The following is a 15,306-nucleotide window of genomic DNA, read 5'->3' as shown; positions in this document are numbered from 1 at the left end:
CATATGATGCGCACGGGTCAGCGGGGAGCGCGTCGATGAAGTCTGTCGGTCTTTTGGGCGCTGCCCTTGCGTTGTCGCTCGCTGCCCCGGCCGCGTCCGAAGTCGTCTCCGCCACGCCGACCACGATGGAGATCAGCCAGGTCGTCACGGTCGACGCGCCGATCGCCCGGGTCTGGGATACGCTGCGCTCGCCGCAACGCTGGTGGAGCAAGGAGCACACCTACACCGACGATTCGGCCAATCTCTATATGGACGGCCAGGCGACCGGCTGCTTCTGCGAGCGTTTCCCTGATCGCCGGGGCAGCGTCGAGCATGCCCGCATCCTCTATATCCAGCCGCCCCAGATGATCCGGCTCTCCGGCGCGCTGGGGCCGCTCCAGGCCGAGGCAGTGGTCGGCACGCTGACCTTCAAGCTTGCGCCCGAAGGGTCGAACGCGACCCGGCTGACGCTCAGCTATATCGTCAGCGGCTATGTCCGCGCCGGTGCCGACACGCTCGCGCCCAAGGTCGACGAAGTGCTGGCGCTGCAGGTGCTCAACCTGAAATCCGCCGCCGAGGGCCCGCCGCCGCCCGCTCCGACGCCGCAGCGATAGGACCTTAGGGCGGATCGACATTCACATGCGCTGCCTTCGTCATCTCCCACTGGAGAGGAACGATCGTCTGCGTGAATATCGGTCCGCCCGAGTTCTCCGCCGACCCTTCGGCGCTCCATGACAAATTCTTCACATCGCCGTCATCGGACCGTGCACGCCGGCCCGTTAATCAGGGTCCGTGCCCAGCGCGCCGGGCACCAAACTCCTTGAATCGGCGTCCGCACTCCCGGGGGCGCCGTGGCCGGCGGAAGGTTCGCTTTCCGCCGGCCAATTTTGCTGTAAAGGCAGAAAGGCACCGCCCGGAATGCCGCCGATGACCCGCAAGATCCTGATCGTCGAAGACGACGCCGCCACCGCTGGCTATCTCGCCAAGGGCCTGGGCGAGGCTGGCTTCGCGGTCGAAACCTGTGGCGACGGGCGCGACGGCCTGTTCCTCGCCAGCGAGGGCATTTTCGACCTGATCATCGCCGACCGCATGTTGCCCGGGTTGAACGGCCTGGCCATGGTCGGCGCGATTCGTGCCGCCGGCATCCGCACCCCAACCCTGATCCTGTCGGCCCTGGCGACGGTCGACGATCGCGTGGATGGCTTGCACGCCGGTGCCGATGATTATCTGGTCAAACCCTTTTCCTTCGCCGAACTGTCAGCGCGGATCGAGGCCCTGCTCCGCCGTGCCGATCGCGTCGCCGGCGAAACCCAGACGACCCGCCTGGTCGTCGGCGACCTGGAGATCGACCTGCTCGCCCGCACGGTCGCGCGCGAGGGACGGCCGATCGCGCTGGGCGCGCGCGAGTTCAACCTGCTCGAATTCCTCGCCCGCCATGCCGGGCAGGTGGTGACCCGCACCATGATGCTCGAGAAGATCTGGAACTATCATTTCGATCCGGGATCGAACGTGGTCGATGTCCATATCGGCCGGCTGCGGCGCAAGATCGAGGAAGGCTTCGCCAGCCCGATCCTCCATACGGTGCGCGGCGCGGGGTATCGGCTGTCGGCCGAGGCCTGATGCGGCGGCTGTCGGTCACGGCGCGCATCGCGCTGCTCGCGATCGCGCTGGCCCTTGTTTCCAACCTCGTCCTGGTCACCTTCATCTGGCGGCAGGTACATGACGACGCGATCGATTCGCTTCGCCGCGACACCGCCGAGCAGGCCGATGCGCTGGTTTCGGTCTGGCGCGCCGGGGGCCTGCGCGCGCTCGACCAGACGATCGAGGAGGCGCGTGCGCCGGGCGATCTGTCGCTGATCATCGCGGTGATCGACGCGCGGGGGCGGCGCGTCGCGGGCATAGGTCCTTCGGTCGCGACCATCGGACCGTCCGGCTCGGTCGATTTCCGCATCGGCCGCATCGGCGCATCGCCGCCCTGGTCGCTGCGCGATGCCGGTTATTCGGTGCGCCGGATCGGTGCCCTGCGCCTCGTCAGCGGGCGGATGCTCGACGATTGGGAGCAGGTGCAGCGCGGGATCGAGCGGGCGCTGCTGCTGGCGATGCTATTGTCGCTCGGGCTGGGGATTATGGGGGGGCTGGTCGTGACCCGCTATGTCGGGCGGCGCTTGAACAATGTCGCGGATGTGATCGAGGGTGTGGCCGGTGGCGACCTGACACGCCGTGTCGCGAATGCCTCGGGCGGTGGGGATGCGTTCGACCGGCTCGCCACCCGCCTCAACGCGATGCTCGACAAGGTCGAGCGCCTGATGGTCGAACTGCGCGTGGTCACCGACAGCCTGGCGCACGACCTGCGCTCGCCGCTCGCCAGGCTCAGGACCAAGACCGAGAATGCGGTCCTCCTCGCCGACCCTGCGCAGCGCGAGGCGGCGCTGGCCGGCCTGCTGACCGAAACCGATCTGGTGATGCGCATGCTGACCATGCTGATCGAGATCAGCCGGTCCGAATCGGTTTCGCGCGATCGGTTCGCCAGCATCGATCCGGCCGCACTGATCGAGGAGATCGCCGAGCTTTACGCGCCCGTGGCGGAAGATGCCGGCCTGCATTTCGCGACGGTGCTCGAAACGCATCCGCCGCGCCTGATCCTCCACCGCGAGCTGCTCACCCAGGCGATTGCCAATCTGGTCGATAATGCGCTGCGCCACGGCGCCGACGGTGGCGAGGTGACCTTGCGGTTGACCGGGCAGGGGGGCGAGGTCCGCATCCAGGTCGAGGATCGCGGCCCCGGCATCGCCGCGGAGGATCGCGACCAGGCGCTGCGCCGCTTCGGCCGGCTCGACAATGCGCGCAGCACGCCGGGCGCCGGCCTTGGCCTGTCGCTGATCGAGGCGGTCGCGCGACTTCATGGCGGGCGGCTCGAATTGGGCGACAACGCGCCCGGGCTGATCGCGGCGATCGTATTGCCGGCGTGACGGTTTCGAGAGAGGGGCGGGGATGAACTGGGCGCTCAAGGCGATCCACACGCATGCCTGGGATTTCTGGTTCGCCCGCGCCTCGGTCGCGCTGGTGGCCGGGCTCCAGTTGCTCATGTTCAACGACCTGACGATCGGGCCGCGCTGGCTGGCGCCCGGCCTGGAAATCGCGCTGCTGCTGCCGCTGTCGGCCGCGACCGCCTGGACCCAGGCCAATGCCCGCGACGCGGAGGCCGATCACCATTGGCTGCAGGTCGCCTGGGAGCGACGGATGATCCGTCGCGCCGCACTGACCCTGACCGCGCTGATCACGGTGATCAATCTGGGCGCGCTGATCGCGCTGGTCCATGCGCTGCTTGCCGGCAGTGCGACCAAGATCGGCCAGACCCTGCTGCTCGATGCGCTCAACATCTGGGCGACCAACGTGATCGTCTTTGCCTTGTGGTTCTGGAACATCGATCATGGCGGCCCTGCGGCGCGCGGCCTGATCGAGACCGAGAAATGCGATTTCCTCTATCCCCAGATGACCATCGGCGAACCGCGCGAGCCCTGCACCTGGTCGCCGGGCTTCGTCGACTATCTCTATCTGTCCTTCACCAACGCGACCGCCTTCTCACCGACCGACACGCTGCCGCTGTCGCGCCGCGCCAAGATGCTGATGATGATCGAATCCGCGATCTCGCTGTTGACGATCGCGCTGGTCGCGGCGAGGGCGGTGAACATTCTCGCGTGATCCGGGCCGATGGGTCCGTAACGGTCGCTGCCGACCTTGACACGGGCGACTCGCCCACCTATTTGGCCATCATTCCGAAACACCGGGTCCCGGCGGCGCTTGTTTGCGCACGCCGTTATCTTGCGTTCGGATGGCAACGCGTTGAGATGGGGCGGCTGCAGCCATGCACGCCCTGTGGAGCAGGAGAATAAATTTCATGGCTCGTATTGCGGGTGTCAACATCCCGACCAACAAGCGCGTTGTTATCGCGCTGACCTACATCCACGGCATTGGCGACACCAAGGCCAAGGAAATCACCGCCAAGCTGGGCATCGCCCCCGAGCGCCGCGTGCAGGACCTGACCGATCAGGAAGTGCTGCAGATTCGCGAAACGATCGACGCCGATCACACCGTTGAGGGTGATCTCCGCCGCAACACCGCGATGAACATCAAGCGGCTGATGGATCTGGCCTGCTATCGCGGCCTTCGCCATCGCAAGGGCCTTCCGGTCCGCGGCCAGCGCACGCACACCAATGCGCGCACCCGCAAGGGCAAGGCCAAGCCGATCGCCGGCAAGAAGAAGTGATGCGCTGAGCCGTCCTTTCGGGCGGCTCGCCTTCCAGCTACAGGGTTAGGATTTCAACATGGCACGCGAACCTCAGCGCATTAAGCGGCGTGAGCGCAAGAACATCACCTCTGGCGTCGCGCACGTGAACGCCAGCTTCAACAACACCATGATCACGATCACCGATGCCCAGGGCAACGCGATCTCGTGGTCGTCGGCCGGCATGATGGGCTTCAAGGGAAGCCGCAAGTCGACCCCGTATGCGGCCCAGGTCGCAGCCGAGGACGCCGGCAAGAAGGCCGCCGAGCACGGCGTCCGTACGCTCGAAGTGGAAGTAAAGGGTCCGGGTTCGGGCCGTGAGTCGGCGCTTCGCGCGCTGCAGGCGGTTGGTTTCCAGATCACTTCGATCCGCGACGTGACCTCGATCCCGCATAACGGCGTCCGGCCTTCCAAGCGCCGCCGCGTCTGATTTTCGTCTCGTCCGCGCGCGGTTGATCGCGCCGCGCGGACGATTCCCACATGGTCTGAGTTACCCCGCTCAGGCCCAAAACCAAGGGGAAGCCCGTGTCCGTCAATGCTAAGAACTGGCAGGAACTGAAGAAGCCCAATGGCCTCGAGAAGAAGCCGGGCGGTGATCCCAAGCGCAAGGCGACTTTCGTGGCCGAACCGCTCGAGCGTGGCTTCGGCCTCACGCTCGGCAACGCGCTGCGCCGCGTGCTGCTGTCGTCGCTTCAGGGTGCTGCCGTTACCTCGATCAAGATCGAGAACGTTCTCCACGAATTCTCGTCGCTCGCCGGCGTGCGTGAAGACGTGACCGACATCGTCCTGAACGTGAAGCAGATCGCGCTTCGCATGCAGGGCGAAGGCCCGAAGCGTCTCCAGCTCTCCGCGACCGGCCCGGCCGACGTGAAGGCCGGCGACATCGCGGTGTCGGGCGACATCGAGGTGATGAACCCCGATCTCGTGATCTGCCATCTCGACGAAGGCGCGACGCTCAACATGGAGCTGACCGCTGACGTGGGTAAGGGTTATGTCGCCGCGGTCGCGAACCGTCCGGCGGATGCCCCGATCGGCCTGATCCCGATCGACGCGCTCTACTCGCCGGTGCGGCAGGTGTCGTACAAGGTCGAGAACACCCGCGTCGGGCAGGAGCTCGATTACGACAAGCTGACCCTGACCATCGAAACCGATGGCACGATCACCCCTGAGGACGCCGTCGGCTATGCCGGTCGCATCCTGCAGGACCAGCTCGCGCTGTTCGTCCACTTCGACGATTCGTCGGTCCGTCCGTCGGCTCCGATCGGCCATGCCGCGCCGTCTTCGGCCGGCGAGGTCTCGGGCGACACCCAGCAGATCAATCGTTACCTTCTCAAGAAGGTCGACGAGCTCGAACTGTCGGTGCGTTCGGCCAACTGCCTCAAGAACGACAACATCATCTATATCGGCGATCTGGTCCAGAAGACCGAAGCCGAGATGCTGCGCACCCCGAATTTCGGCCGCAAGTCGCTGAACGAAATCAAGGAAGTGCTGTCGTCCATGGGTCTCCGCCTCGGCATGGAAATCCCGGGCTGGCCGCCTGAGAACATCGAAGAGATGGCCAAGAAGCTCGAACAAGAGATCATGGGCTGAGCCTCGCGTCCGGGATTAGCGGCGCTAATCCCGGATTGATCGCGAGGCCCGGTCGGCGGGGCCGAAGGCTCCGTCCGACGACGCGGCTTTGCCGCGGCGCTGCATCGAAGAGACGGGCGATTGGCGGTGGCCCTTGACACTGCCTGGTCTGGGGTTCCGTCAAACGGCCCCTTAACGAACGAAGGAAAGATACCATGCGCCATCGCGTAGGCGGCCGTAAGCTTCAGCGGACCTCGGCCCACCGCACCGCCATGTTCCGCAACATGTCGGCATCGCTCATCAAGCATGAGCAGATCATGACGACGACCGCCAAGGCGAAGGAACTTCGCCCCTATGTCGAGAAGCTGATCACGCTCGCCAAGAAGGGCGGCCTTTCGAACCGTCGCCTGGCGCACGCTCGTCTGCTCGACGATGCGCAGCTGGTGAAGCTGTTCGACGTCCTGGCGTCGCGCTACGCCGACCGTAACGGCGGCTATACCCGCATCATCAAGGCCGGCATCCGCGCTTCGGACGCGTCGCCGATGGCGATCATCGAGTTCGTCGATCGCGACGTCAGTGCCAAGGGCCAGGATTCGGGCCCGGTGCTCGGTGACGAGGATTACGATCAGGCCGCGTAATAATTAATTCCTCCCCGAGCTTGCTCGGGGAGGATCAGTTGAGAAAGGAGTCGCGCCTGATAGGGTGCGGCTCCTTTTTTCTTGTCCGGAGCCCTTGATGCGTCGCGCCTTGCCCCTGATCTTGCTCCTTCTCGCCACTTCAGCCGCCGCTCAGACCAAGGCCCCCAGCATGATCTATCCCCAGACGACCCGTGGCGACACGGTGGACGAGCAGTTCGGCGTGAAGGTCGCCGACCCGTATCGCTGGCTCGAGAATGATGTGCGCACCGATGCGGCGGTCGCCAAATGGGTCGCGGACGAGAATGAGGTGACCAACGCCTATCTCGCGAGCCTGCCGGGGCGCGACATCTTCGCCGCGCGCATGAAGCAATTGCTCGATTACGAGCGGTTCGGCGTGCCGGTGAAGAAAGGCGGCCGCTATTTCTACATGCGCAACGGCGGCCTGCAGAACCAGGCAGTGCTCTATGTCCGCGATTCGCTCGATGGCGCCGGCCGGGTCCTGATCGATCCGAACGCCTGGGCGAAGGACGGCGCGACCGCGCTGGGCGAGTGGGTGCCGTCCGAGGATGGAACCCATGTCCTCTATTCGGTGCAGGACGGCGGCACTGACTGGCGCACGGTGAAGATCCTCGACGTCGCGACAGGTGCGATCGCCGCCGACACGGTCGAATGGGTCAAATTCTCCAACCTGTCCTGGACGAAGGACGGCTCGGGTTTCTATTATTCGCGTTTCGCCGCGCCGGCGGAGGGCGCCAAGTTCCAGGCGCTGAACGAGAACCAGCAGGTCTATTTCCACAAGCTCGGCACTGCCCAGTCCGCAGACCGGCTGATCTACGCCACGCCCGACGCGCCGAAGCGCGGGCATAGCGCGCAGGTGACCGAGGACGGCAAATGGCTGGTCATCACCACGACCGAAGGCACCGACAATCGCTACGAAATCACGGTCCTCGACCTGACCGATCCGGCGGCCAGGCCACGCACGATCGTGAAGGGCCTGGAGAATGAATGGTCGCTCGCCGGCAATGTCGGCTCCACCTTCTACTGGACGACGAACAAGGATGCGCCGCGCCTGCGCATCGTCTCGATGGACGTGCGCCAGGCGGTGCCCGCGATCCATGAGGTGGTGCCGCAGGACAAGGCAGTGCTCGAGGGCGCCGGAATCGTCGGCGGCAAGCTGATCGCCTCCTATCTGGTCGATGTGAAGTCGGAGTTGCGGCGCTACGGCCTGGACGGCAAGCCCGACGGCGTCGTCGCGCTTCCGGGCATCGGCAGCGTCGCCGGCACCAGCGGCGCGGCGGACGATGACGAGCTGTTCTACGCCTTCACCAGCTTCGCGACGCCCACCACCATCTACCGCTACGATCTGAAGACCGGGACGGCGACCGCCTGGGCCAAGCCCAAGGTCGCGTTCGATCCGGGCCTGTATGATGTCTCACAGCGCTTCTACGCGTCGAAGGACGGCACGAAGGTCCCGATGTTCATCGTCCGCCGCAAGGACCTGCCGGCCGGCCCGGCGCCGACATTGCTGTACGCCTATGGCGGCTTCAACGTCTCGCTGAACCCGGCCTTCTCCGCGACGCGGATCGCGTGGCTGGAGCAGGGCGGGGTGCTTGCGGTCGCCAATATCCGCGGCGGCGGCGAGTACGGTAAGGCCTGGCATGATGGCGGGCGGCTGGCGCACAAGCAGAATGTGTTCGATGACTTCATTGCGGCAGGCGAGGATCTGATCGCGCAGGGCGTGACCTCAAAGGACAAGCTCGCGATCCAGGGCGGCTCGAACGGCGGCCTTCTGGTCGGCGCCGTGGTAAATCAGCGGCCGGACCTGTTCGCCGCCGCGCTGCCGCAGGTCGGCGTGATGGACATGCTCCGCTTCGATCGCTTCACCGCCGGCCGCTACTGGGTTGACGATTATGGCTATCCCTCGAAGGAAGCCGATTTCCGCGTGCTCCGCGCCTATTCGCCCTATCACAACATCAGGGCGGGGCAGGATTATCCGGCGATCATGGTGACGACCGCCGACACCGACGACCGCGTCGTGCCCGGCCACAGCTTCAAATACACCGCTGCGCTCCAGGCAGCGCAGATCGGGCCGAAGCCCCATCTCATCCGCATCGAAACGCGCGCGGGGCACGGTTCAGGCAAGCCGACCGACAAGGTGATTGCCGAGGCCGCCGACAGCTGGGCCTTCGCCGCGGCCTGGACCGGCATGACGGTGAAGGCACTCCGCTAACGCGGGAAGCGCTGTTCTGTCCGCGACCGCGTATGCCGCCTCTCCCACTGCGCTTCCCCGGCGAAGGCCGGGGCCCAGTTGGGGGACGCACGTAAACGGAAGCTGCGCGTCGTCACGACAGCCATTCCAGCTGGGCCCCGGCCTTCGCCGGGGAAGCAGGAAGAGATTGCTGAGCTGCATTGCGCCAGCTTTCCGGTCACCCAAAGCTTGTTGCGTGTCCCACATCACGCGCTATCTGGCAGCAGGTGTTTTGAACTAAGTATTTGATATATAAGGCTATTGTTAAGAAGTTACATCACGAGACAGGGAGATATGGGACATCCTTGGTGTCCCATATCTCCCGCATATTCTCGCCGGCGTCGATTCAATCATGACCCAGCATCTGGCACGCCGTCCCTCGCCGGACCTGTACCGGCACGCTCTTTCTGATTGTCGGAACATGATTGCCAAGGATCGCGACGTATGCGGCCGAGGAACGCGGTGCGCTAGCGATCCGCCCCGATCATCTGCTCGTCGACCCAGATGCGCACGCTATGCCGGTCGTGCGACCCATAGACGCGGATGATCGTGCCCGCCGGCGGCACGATCTCGCGCCCGAACGGCACGAACAGGGCCGCCCAGTTCGACATGGTTTCCGGTTTCGGCCGGTTCTCGTAGCTGCTCTTCGCATCCACCCTCAGGCGGATCCACTGGATCACGCCGTTGATATAATTGCCGTCCGCGACCAGATCGACGCTGCATTGTTCGTCCGGCCAGGGGCCGCCGGTGGTGAAATCGAAATCGAACAGGTCGGCCGGATCGCCGCGCAGCTCGATGCCCCGGTCCCCCACCTTCAGCCGGAGCGGCCGTTGTTCCAGCCGGTTGAACGGCCGCATGTCGAACCCCGCGACATCCTCCATGCCGTCGCGCCCATAACCGTCCCAGTCGGCCAGCGAGACGACGATCTGCCCGGCCTCGGGGATCATCTTGCCACCCGGCGCCAGCAGCCGCTCGACCGCGTCCGCCATGGTCGGCAGCACGTCTTCGGACAGCAGGTTGTTGGAAACGATTTCCGAGACGATCAGCGCCGCCTTGCCGCCAAGGTCCTCGGGCCCGATCGCGGTCGAGGGTGCCGAGAGGATGCGCACTCGATCGGTATAGCCGTTCAGCGCCACGATCTCGGTCGCCACATCGGCGATCGCCGGGTTCATCTCGCAGCTCGTCACCGATGCCGCCCCGGCCCGGGCTGCCATCATTGCCAGCAGCCCGGTCCCCGCGCCGATATCGAGCACGCGCGTGTCTGGCGTCACCGCACGCTTGATTGCTGCCTCGAACGCGGCGTTGCGTGCCTCGTCGAGCACCATGTAGAAATGCCAGCCGGGCACTCCACCCGCGATCAGCTCGCCGGTCATGCTCGCGACATCGGGGTCGTCGGGCGCCAGTGCCTGTGCCGCGCGCGCCAGCGCATAGACGCGCGGACCCAGGCCGATCCGGCTCGCCGTCACCGCGAGTTGTGCGAGTTGCAGGCCATCGCCCTGCGCTGCCGCGACCCGATCCTCGAATCCGGCTCGCGCCATGTCGTCCAGCTTGCCGTCATCCGTCATCCACGGCCCCTCGCACGTCGCGCGCCCGCTGTCCAAAGAAGCGGTTCATCGACGCGACAGCACGACTCACCTATCGGTACGACATCGAATCGAAAGGGACGGGGACATGACGATTTTCGGCAAGGCAGTCGCGGCCACCGCGCTGGTGGCGATGAGCCTCACTTCAGTCCCCGCCCAGGCGGAGCGCCACCGTCATCGCAACAACAATGACCGGATCGACGGCGGTGACGTGCTGCTCGGCGCAGTGCTTGCCGGCGGCCTGTTCGCGATCCTGTCGGGTGCCGGCAAGAAGAAGGCGCCCGAGGAAGTCGAGCCGACGCCCGTCATCGGCCCGGAAGAAGGCAACCGCACCGTCTCGGTTGCGAATAGCGATGAGGAAGCCGCGGTCGACGCCTGCGTTTCCTCCGCCGAATCGGAAGGGCGCCGCTACGCCCGCATCGCCAAGATCGACAAGGTGACGATCGTCGATGCGGTCGCGTCCGACTGGATCATTCGCGGCACGCTCGGCCTGCGCGAGGATTATCGCGACACCGCGTCCGAGCATCGCGACTTCACGTGCCGCGTCGGCGAGCGTGGTGTCGAGCAGGTGACCATCGACGGGCCGGTGGTCGCGGCGAACTAAACCCCGCGACCGGGGCTTCCCCGCCGGGCCGCATCTGCTATCTGGCCGCATGACACAGCCCAGCGACTCGATCCTCATCGTCGATTTCGGCAGCCAGGTGACTCAGCTCATCGCCCGCCGCGTCCGTGAAGCGGGGGTCTATAGCGAGATCGCCCCCTTCAATTCCGCCGCCGAGGCCTTTGCCCGGATGCAGCCCAGGGGCGTGATCCTGTCGGGCAGCCCGGCTTCCGTGCTGGAAGCGGGCAGCCCCCGCATCCCGCAGGAGATCATCGACAGCGGCCTGCCGATCATGGGCATCTGCTACGGCCAGCAAGTGCTGATGGCGCAGCTCGGCGGCACCGTCACCCTGGGCGACAGCGGTGAGTTCGGCAGCGCCGTGATCGAGGTGACCGACAGCTGCGCGCTGTTCGACGGCCTGTGGAGCGAAGGCGAGACCCACCAGGTCTGGATGAGCCATGGCGACAAGGTCACCGCGCTCGCCCCGGGCTTCCGTCCCGTCGCCGCGAGCAAGGGCGCGCCCTATGCGATCATCGCCGATGACGAGCGCCATTATTACGCGATGCAGTTCCACCCGGAGGTGGTGCACACGCCCGATGGCGCGAAGCTGATCGCCAATTTCGCCCGCCATGTCTGCGGCCTTTCCGGCGAATGGACCATGGCGGAATTCCGCGCCGCCAAGATCGCCGATATCCGCGCGCAGGTCGGCAAGGGCAAAGTGATCTGCGGCCTCTCGGGCGGCGTCGATTCAGCGGTGGCCGCGGTGCTGATCCACGAGGCGATCGGCGAGCAGCTCACCTGCGTGTTCGTCGATCATGGCCTGATGCGCTCGGGTGAGGCCGATCAGGTCGTCACCCTGTTCCGCAACCATTACAATATCCCGCTGGTCCATGTGAACGCGGAAGGCCAGTTCCTCGGCGGCCTCGCCGGCCTCACTGACCCCGAGGCGAAGCGCAAGTTCATCGGCGGTGCGTTCATCGACCTGTTCGAGGAGGAAGCGCGCAAGATCGGTGGCGCCGATTTCCTCGCCCAGGGCACACTCTACCCGGACGTGATCGAGAGCGTCAGCTTCACCGGCGGGCCTTCGGTGACGATCAAGAGCCACCACAATGTAGGCGGCCTGCCCGAGCGGATGAACATGAAGCTGGTCGAGCCGCTCCGCGAGCTGTTCAAGGACGAAGTCCGCGCGCTCGGCCGCGAACTCGGCCTGCCCGAGATATTCGTCGGCCGGCACCCGTTCCCGGGACCCGGCCTCGCCATCCGCATCCCCGGCGAGGTGACCAAGGAACGCTGCGACATCCTGCGCAAGGCCGACGCCATCTATCTCGAGGAGATCCGCGCCGCGGGCCTGTACGACGCGATCTGGCAGGCCTTCGCCGTGCTGCTCCCGGTGCGCAGCGTCGGCGTGATGGGCGACGGCCGCACCTATGACAATGTACTGGCGCTGCGGGCAGTGACCTCGACCGACGGCATGACCGCGGTCGCCTTCCAGTTCCCCGGCGACTTCCTCCCCCGCGTCGCGACCCGCATCGTCAACGAGGTGAAGGGCATCAACCGGGTGACCTATGACTACACCTCCAAGCCGCCCGGCACGATCGAGTGGGAGTGATGAAGACTCGCGATCATCCGGAGGATGATCGCGGCTTCATCGCTTGACGGCGCAAGCCGCATAGGGGCGCAGGGCGCCATCTCATCGCTTCCTGGCGGTCGCCCAGCTATCCCGCCTCGCTGAAGCCAAAGCCGGCGAAACCCTGATTCCATTTCCTGTTTGACGATCGTCCAACAACCGGGGACAACGATCATGATGAGCGGGAGGGAATGACGGTGTCCAGGCTGATTGCACGCATCCTCGGGTTGGCGGCAATCGCTGCGCTGGCCTCATCGCCCGCGCTGGCGGAAACGCTGTATGTCCGCGCCGGAAAGCTGGTCGATACCGAAAAGGGCGTTGTGCTCGCCGACCGGCTGATCCGCATCGACGATGGCCGGGTGACCGCCGTGACGCCCTGGGCGCCGCCCCCGCCGGGCGCGCCGCTGACCGACTGGAGCGCGTTCACCGTTCTGCCTGGCCTGATCGACATGCACACCCATCTCGCCGACGCCGAACAGTCGGCCAATGTCGCCGAACCGTTGCTCCATTCGGGCGCGGACATCGCGCTGCTCGGCGCGAAGCATGCCCGCGACACGCTCGCCGCCGGCTTCACCAGCGTGCGCGACGTCGGCACCTTTCGCGCGTTCGGCGACGTGTCGCTGCGCAACGCGATCGATACCGGGCTGGTGGACGGCCCGCGGATGAGCGTCGCCGGCGCCTATCTCACCGTGCCGGGCGGCGGTGGCGAGGTCACCGGCGTGGCGCCCGATGTCGAGGTCCCCGCGATCATGCGCATGGGTGTGGTCACCGGTCCCGCCGACATGACGGTCAAGGCGCGCCGCCTGTTCCAGGGCGGCGCTGATTTCCTGAAGCTGATCGCGACCGGCGCCGTGCTCGCCGCCGGCACCGAACCCGGCGCGCCCGAACTGACCGAGGAGGAGATGCGCGCCGCCGTGACCGAGGCCGCCCGCAACGGCAGCTACGCCACCGCCCATGCCCATGGCGCCGAGGGCATCAAGCTGGCGATCCGCGCCGGCGTGCGCTCGATCGAACATGCCTCGCTGATCGACGATGAGGGTATCGCGCTGGCCAAAGCGAGGGGCGTTTGGCTCGTGATGGACATCTATAACGGCGACTATATCGACCAGATCGGCAAGCGTGACGGCTGGCCCGCCGAGATCCTGCGCAAGAACACTGAAACCACCGACGCCCAGCGCGAAGGGTTCCGCAAGGCGGTCCGTGCCGGCGTGAAGATCGCCTATGGCACCGATGCCGGCGTCTATCCGCATGGCCTGAACGCGCGGCAATTCCGCTACATGGTCCGTTTCGGCATGACGCCGATTCAGGCGATCCAGTCGGCAACGACCAGCGCTGCCGCGCTGATGGGCAAATCGGCGGAGGTCGGCGCCGTCTCACCCGGCCATTATGCCGATATGATCGCGGTGACGGGCGATCCGCTCGCCGATATCGGTGTCCTCGAAAAGGTCGACCACGTCATGAAGGGCGGCAAGCTGATCCGCTAGCGTCATTCACGATTGGGTTTGGCCGTCAGGCCGGACTTGCTCCGGCATCCACGATGCCGCACGCCTTCTGCCTCCCAGTGCTCCCGCCTTCGCGGACACACCGATGGTATAACGCGCTGGAAATCACCATTTGAACTCTCATGCCGATCGGAGAGGCGGCAAGGCGCCTAAAAGCGGATCTTCGCCCGGGCCGTAGACAATCCCGTATGCCGCCGTTCGTTCAGCAATGACCTCGCGACCGCTATTGGGTGGAAAGCGGCCGTAGCCATCGAGTCAAAGCTTTTCGATTAGACGGAACGGTTCTGTGCCGCGTAGAAGTTTAAGCTGCTCCAGCCGGGAAAATAAATCGTCTGAGACAGTATGACCATGGCCGCCTATCATCTGCGATGTGATCCACCAGTGTGCATTGCGAACCTTGGCTCCATCAATAACGACTTGCTCGCTAGAATATGGTCGGCGAAATGCCCGAAACTCCCCGAAAAATCTCGAATAAGCGGTAGTCTCCCCCCATATGACTATATCGTCGAATCTGTGGCGGCAATTAAGCAAAAAATATGGCTCTGGGTAATGCTTCCCATTCTTCTGAATTACTTCAATCGGACGGAAATCATGAACATCTGACTCGATCTCCTCGACGACTTCCTTGGCCGTCTCGCTCAACGCACGAAAACTGGAGAAGTGAGTGATATGCGGCAACGCTTTGCGGCTGGTCTTCAGGCGTGCTCGCTTCGGCCATATTGATTCCGGAATCTCAGCGCCGGTTATTCCGGTAGAAAGGTGATGAAGACCGCGTTCCTTATACCAGTGTAATGGAAGTTCCCGTTCACTCAGCGGCGGGTCGACATCTGCGGGCACCACAGCAAAGCCTTCCGGCTGCAAGTTAAGGAGCCAAGCCATCCCAAATCCGTTTTTGTGCAGGGAGTGATTAAGTCGCACGGCCACCTTAAGAAACGTGTAGCTGAGGGCCATCCGATGCCTGTCGGTGTCCGCAATGGGGTCGCTCCCTGCCAGTCCGCTTTTGGCTCGCCGATCCAGTGCCGGGCCGACCGGAAATGGGTGGAAAGCGGTCGTTGCCACGCCTAAGCGCTCGCCGACTTATCCCCGCGGCGGCCCAACTCATATGTAAGTTGCCCATCTGCTAGCAGTAGCGGCAGTGGGCCGGGGTGCGCCTGCGTGGCGGCCCGCAAAACGCGTCCGATCGGGGTGACAATTCGACTTGATCGCATTCGCTTCTGAAATCGCTCTGCACCGTGTCGCTTTGGGCTCGAAAAGCATTAGCATTGACTAATGCA

At 65.0% G+C, this 15,306-nt stretch carries 14 protein-coding genes; 12 read left to right on the top strand and 2 right to left on the bottom strand.

Translation table 11 applies throughout. From position 1 onward, the window contains the following. Nucleotides 1-35 precede the first annotated feature (35 nt). The 9 genes from AC1RT8_RS05445 (at nt 36) to AC1RT8_RS05405 (ending at nt 8,701) form a co-directional block, all read left to right on the top strand. Complete coding sequence (locus AC1RT8_RS05445) at nt 36-593, top strand: SRPBCC family protein (RefSeq protein WP_493074555.1); 558 nt, start codon at nt 36-38, stop codon at nt 591-593. A 313-nt stretch (nt 594-906) separates the two neighbouring features. Further along, nucleotides 907-1,599, top strand: a complete 693-nt coding sequence (locus AC1RT8_RS05440) for a response regulator transcription factor (RefSeq protein WP_493074554.1) — start codon at nt 907-909, stop codon at nt 1,597-1,599. Beyond that, nucleotides 1,599-2,948: a sensor histidine kinase gene (locus AC1RT8_RS05435; protein ID WP_493074553.1), complete on the top strand. Its 1,350-nt coding sequence runs from the start codon at nt 1,599-1,601 to the stop codon at nt 2,946-2,948. Before AC1RT8_RS05440 ends, AC1RT8_RS05435 begins: the two co-directional genes overlap by 1 nt. A 22-nt stretch (nt 2,949-2,970) precedes the next feature. After that, a complete protein-coding gene (locus tag AC1RT8_RS05430) occupies nt 2,971-3,681 on the top strand; it encodes a hypothetical protein (protein ID WP_493074552.1) in 711 nt (236 codons plus the stop codon). 196 nt (nt 3,682-3,877) lie between these two features. Next, on the top strand, nt 3,878-4,246 hold the full coding sequence (rpsM, locus tag AC1RT8_RS05425) for a 30S ribosomal protein S13 (protein ID WP_332717555.1): 369 nt from the start codon (nt 3,878-3,880) through the stop codon (nt 4,244-4,246). Nucleotides 4,247-4,304: 58 nt separating this feature from the next. Beyond that, nucleotides 4,305-4,694, top strand: a complete 390-nt coding sequence (gene rpsK, locus AC1RT8_RS05420; protein ID WP_034161671.1) for a 30S ribosomal protein S11 — start codon at nt 4,305-4,307, stop codon at nt 4,692-4,694. A 95-nt stretch (nt 4,695-4,789) separates the two neighbouring features. Further along, on the top strand, nt 4,790-5,854 hold the full coding sequence (locus tag AC1RT8_RS05415) for a DNA-directed RNA polymerase subunit alpha (RefSeq protein ID WP_372852003.1): 1,065 nt from the start codon (nt 4,790-4,792) through the stop codon (nt 5,852-5,854). Between the two features lie 194 nt (nt 5,855-6,048). Further along, the gene (gene rplQ, locus AC1RT8_RS05410) at nt 6,049-6,471 is read left to right on the top strand and encodes a 50S ribosomal protein L17 (RefSeq protein WP_493074551.1); all 423 of its coding nucleotides are present in this window, start codon (nt 6,049-6,051) and stop codon (nt 6,469-6,471) included. Between the two features lie 97 nt (nt 6,472-6,568). Further along, nucleotides 6,569-8,701 (top strand): prolyl oligopeptidase family serine peptidase, encoded by a 2,133-nt coding sequence (locus tag AC1RT8_RS05405; protein ID WP_493074550.1) that lies wholly within the window; start codon nt 6,569-6,571, stop codon nt 8,699-8,701. Between the two features lie 485 nt (nt 8,702-9,186). Here the strand turns inward: AC1RT8_RS05405 and AC1RT8_RS05400 are convergent, their stop codons facing one another. Further along, the gene (locus tag AC1RT8_RS05400; RefSeq protein WP_493074549.1) at nt 9,187-10,284 is read right to left on the bottom strand and encodes a 50S ribosomal protein L11 methyltransferase; all 1,098 of its coding nucleotides are present in this window, start codon (nt 10,282-10,284) and stop codon (nt 9,187-9,189) included. A 106-nt stretch (nt 10,285-10,390) separates the two neighbouring features. Between AC1RT8_RS05400 and AC1RT8_RS05395 the strand changes: the two genes are divergently transcribed. The 3 genes from AC1RT8_RS05395 (at nt 10,391) to AC1RT8_RS05385 (ending at nt 14,014) form a co-directional block, all read left to right on the top strand. Continuing rightward, entirely contained in the window at nt 10,391-10,906 is a 516-nt protein-coding gene (locus AC1RT8_RS05395) for a hypothetical protein (RefSeq protein ID WP_493074548.1), read from the top strand. Nucleotides 10,907-10,955: 49 nt separating this feature from the next. Next, nucleotides 10,956-12,512 carry a glutamine-hydrolyzing GMP synthase gene (guaA, locus tag AC1RT8_RS05390; protein WP_493074547.1) on the top strand — a complete coding sequence of 519 codons (1,557 nt, stop codon included), beginning with the start codon at nt 10,956-10,958 and terminating at the stop codon, nt 12,510-12,512. 224 nt (nt 12,513-12,736) lie between these two features. Further along, the gene (locus AC1RT8_RS05385) at nt 12,737-14,014 is read left to right on the top strand and encodes a Xaa-Pro dipeptidase (RefSeq protein WP_493074682.1); all 1,278 of its coding nucleotides are present in this window, start codon (nt 12,737-12,739) and stop codon (nt 14,012-14,014) included. A gap of 273 nt (nt 14,015-14,287) precedes the next feature. Here the strand turns inward: AC1RT8_RS05385 and AC1RT8_RS05380 are convergent, their stop codons facing one another. Continuing rightward, on the bottom strand, nt 14,288-14,983 hold the full coding sequence (locus AC1RT8_RS05380; RefSeq protein ID WP_493074546.1) for an imm11 family protein: 696 nt from the start codon (nt 14,981-14,983) through the stop codon (nt 14,288-14,290). Nucleotides 14,984-15,306: the final 323 nt, after the last annotated feature.

The sequence above is a fragment of the Sphingomonas sp. GW821-FHT10F11 genome (assembly GCF_058809095.1).
This window is presented reverse-complemented; position numbering and strand designations above follow the sequence as displayed.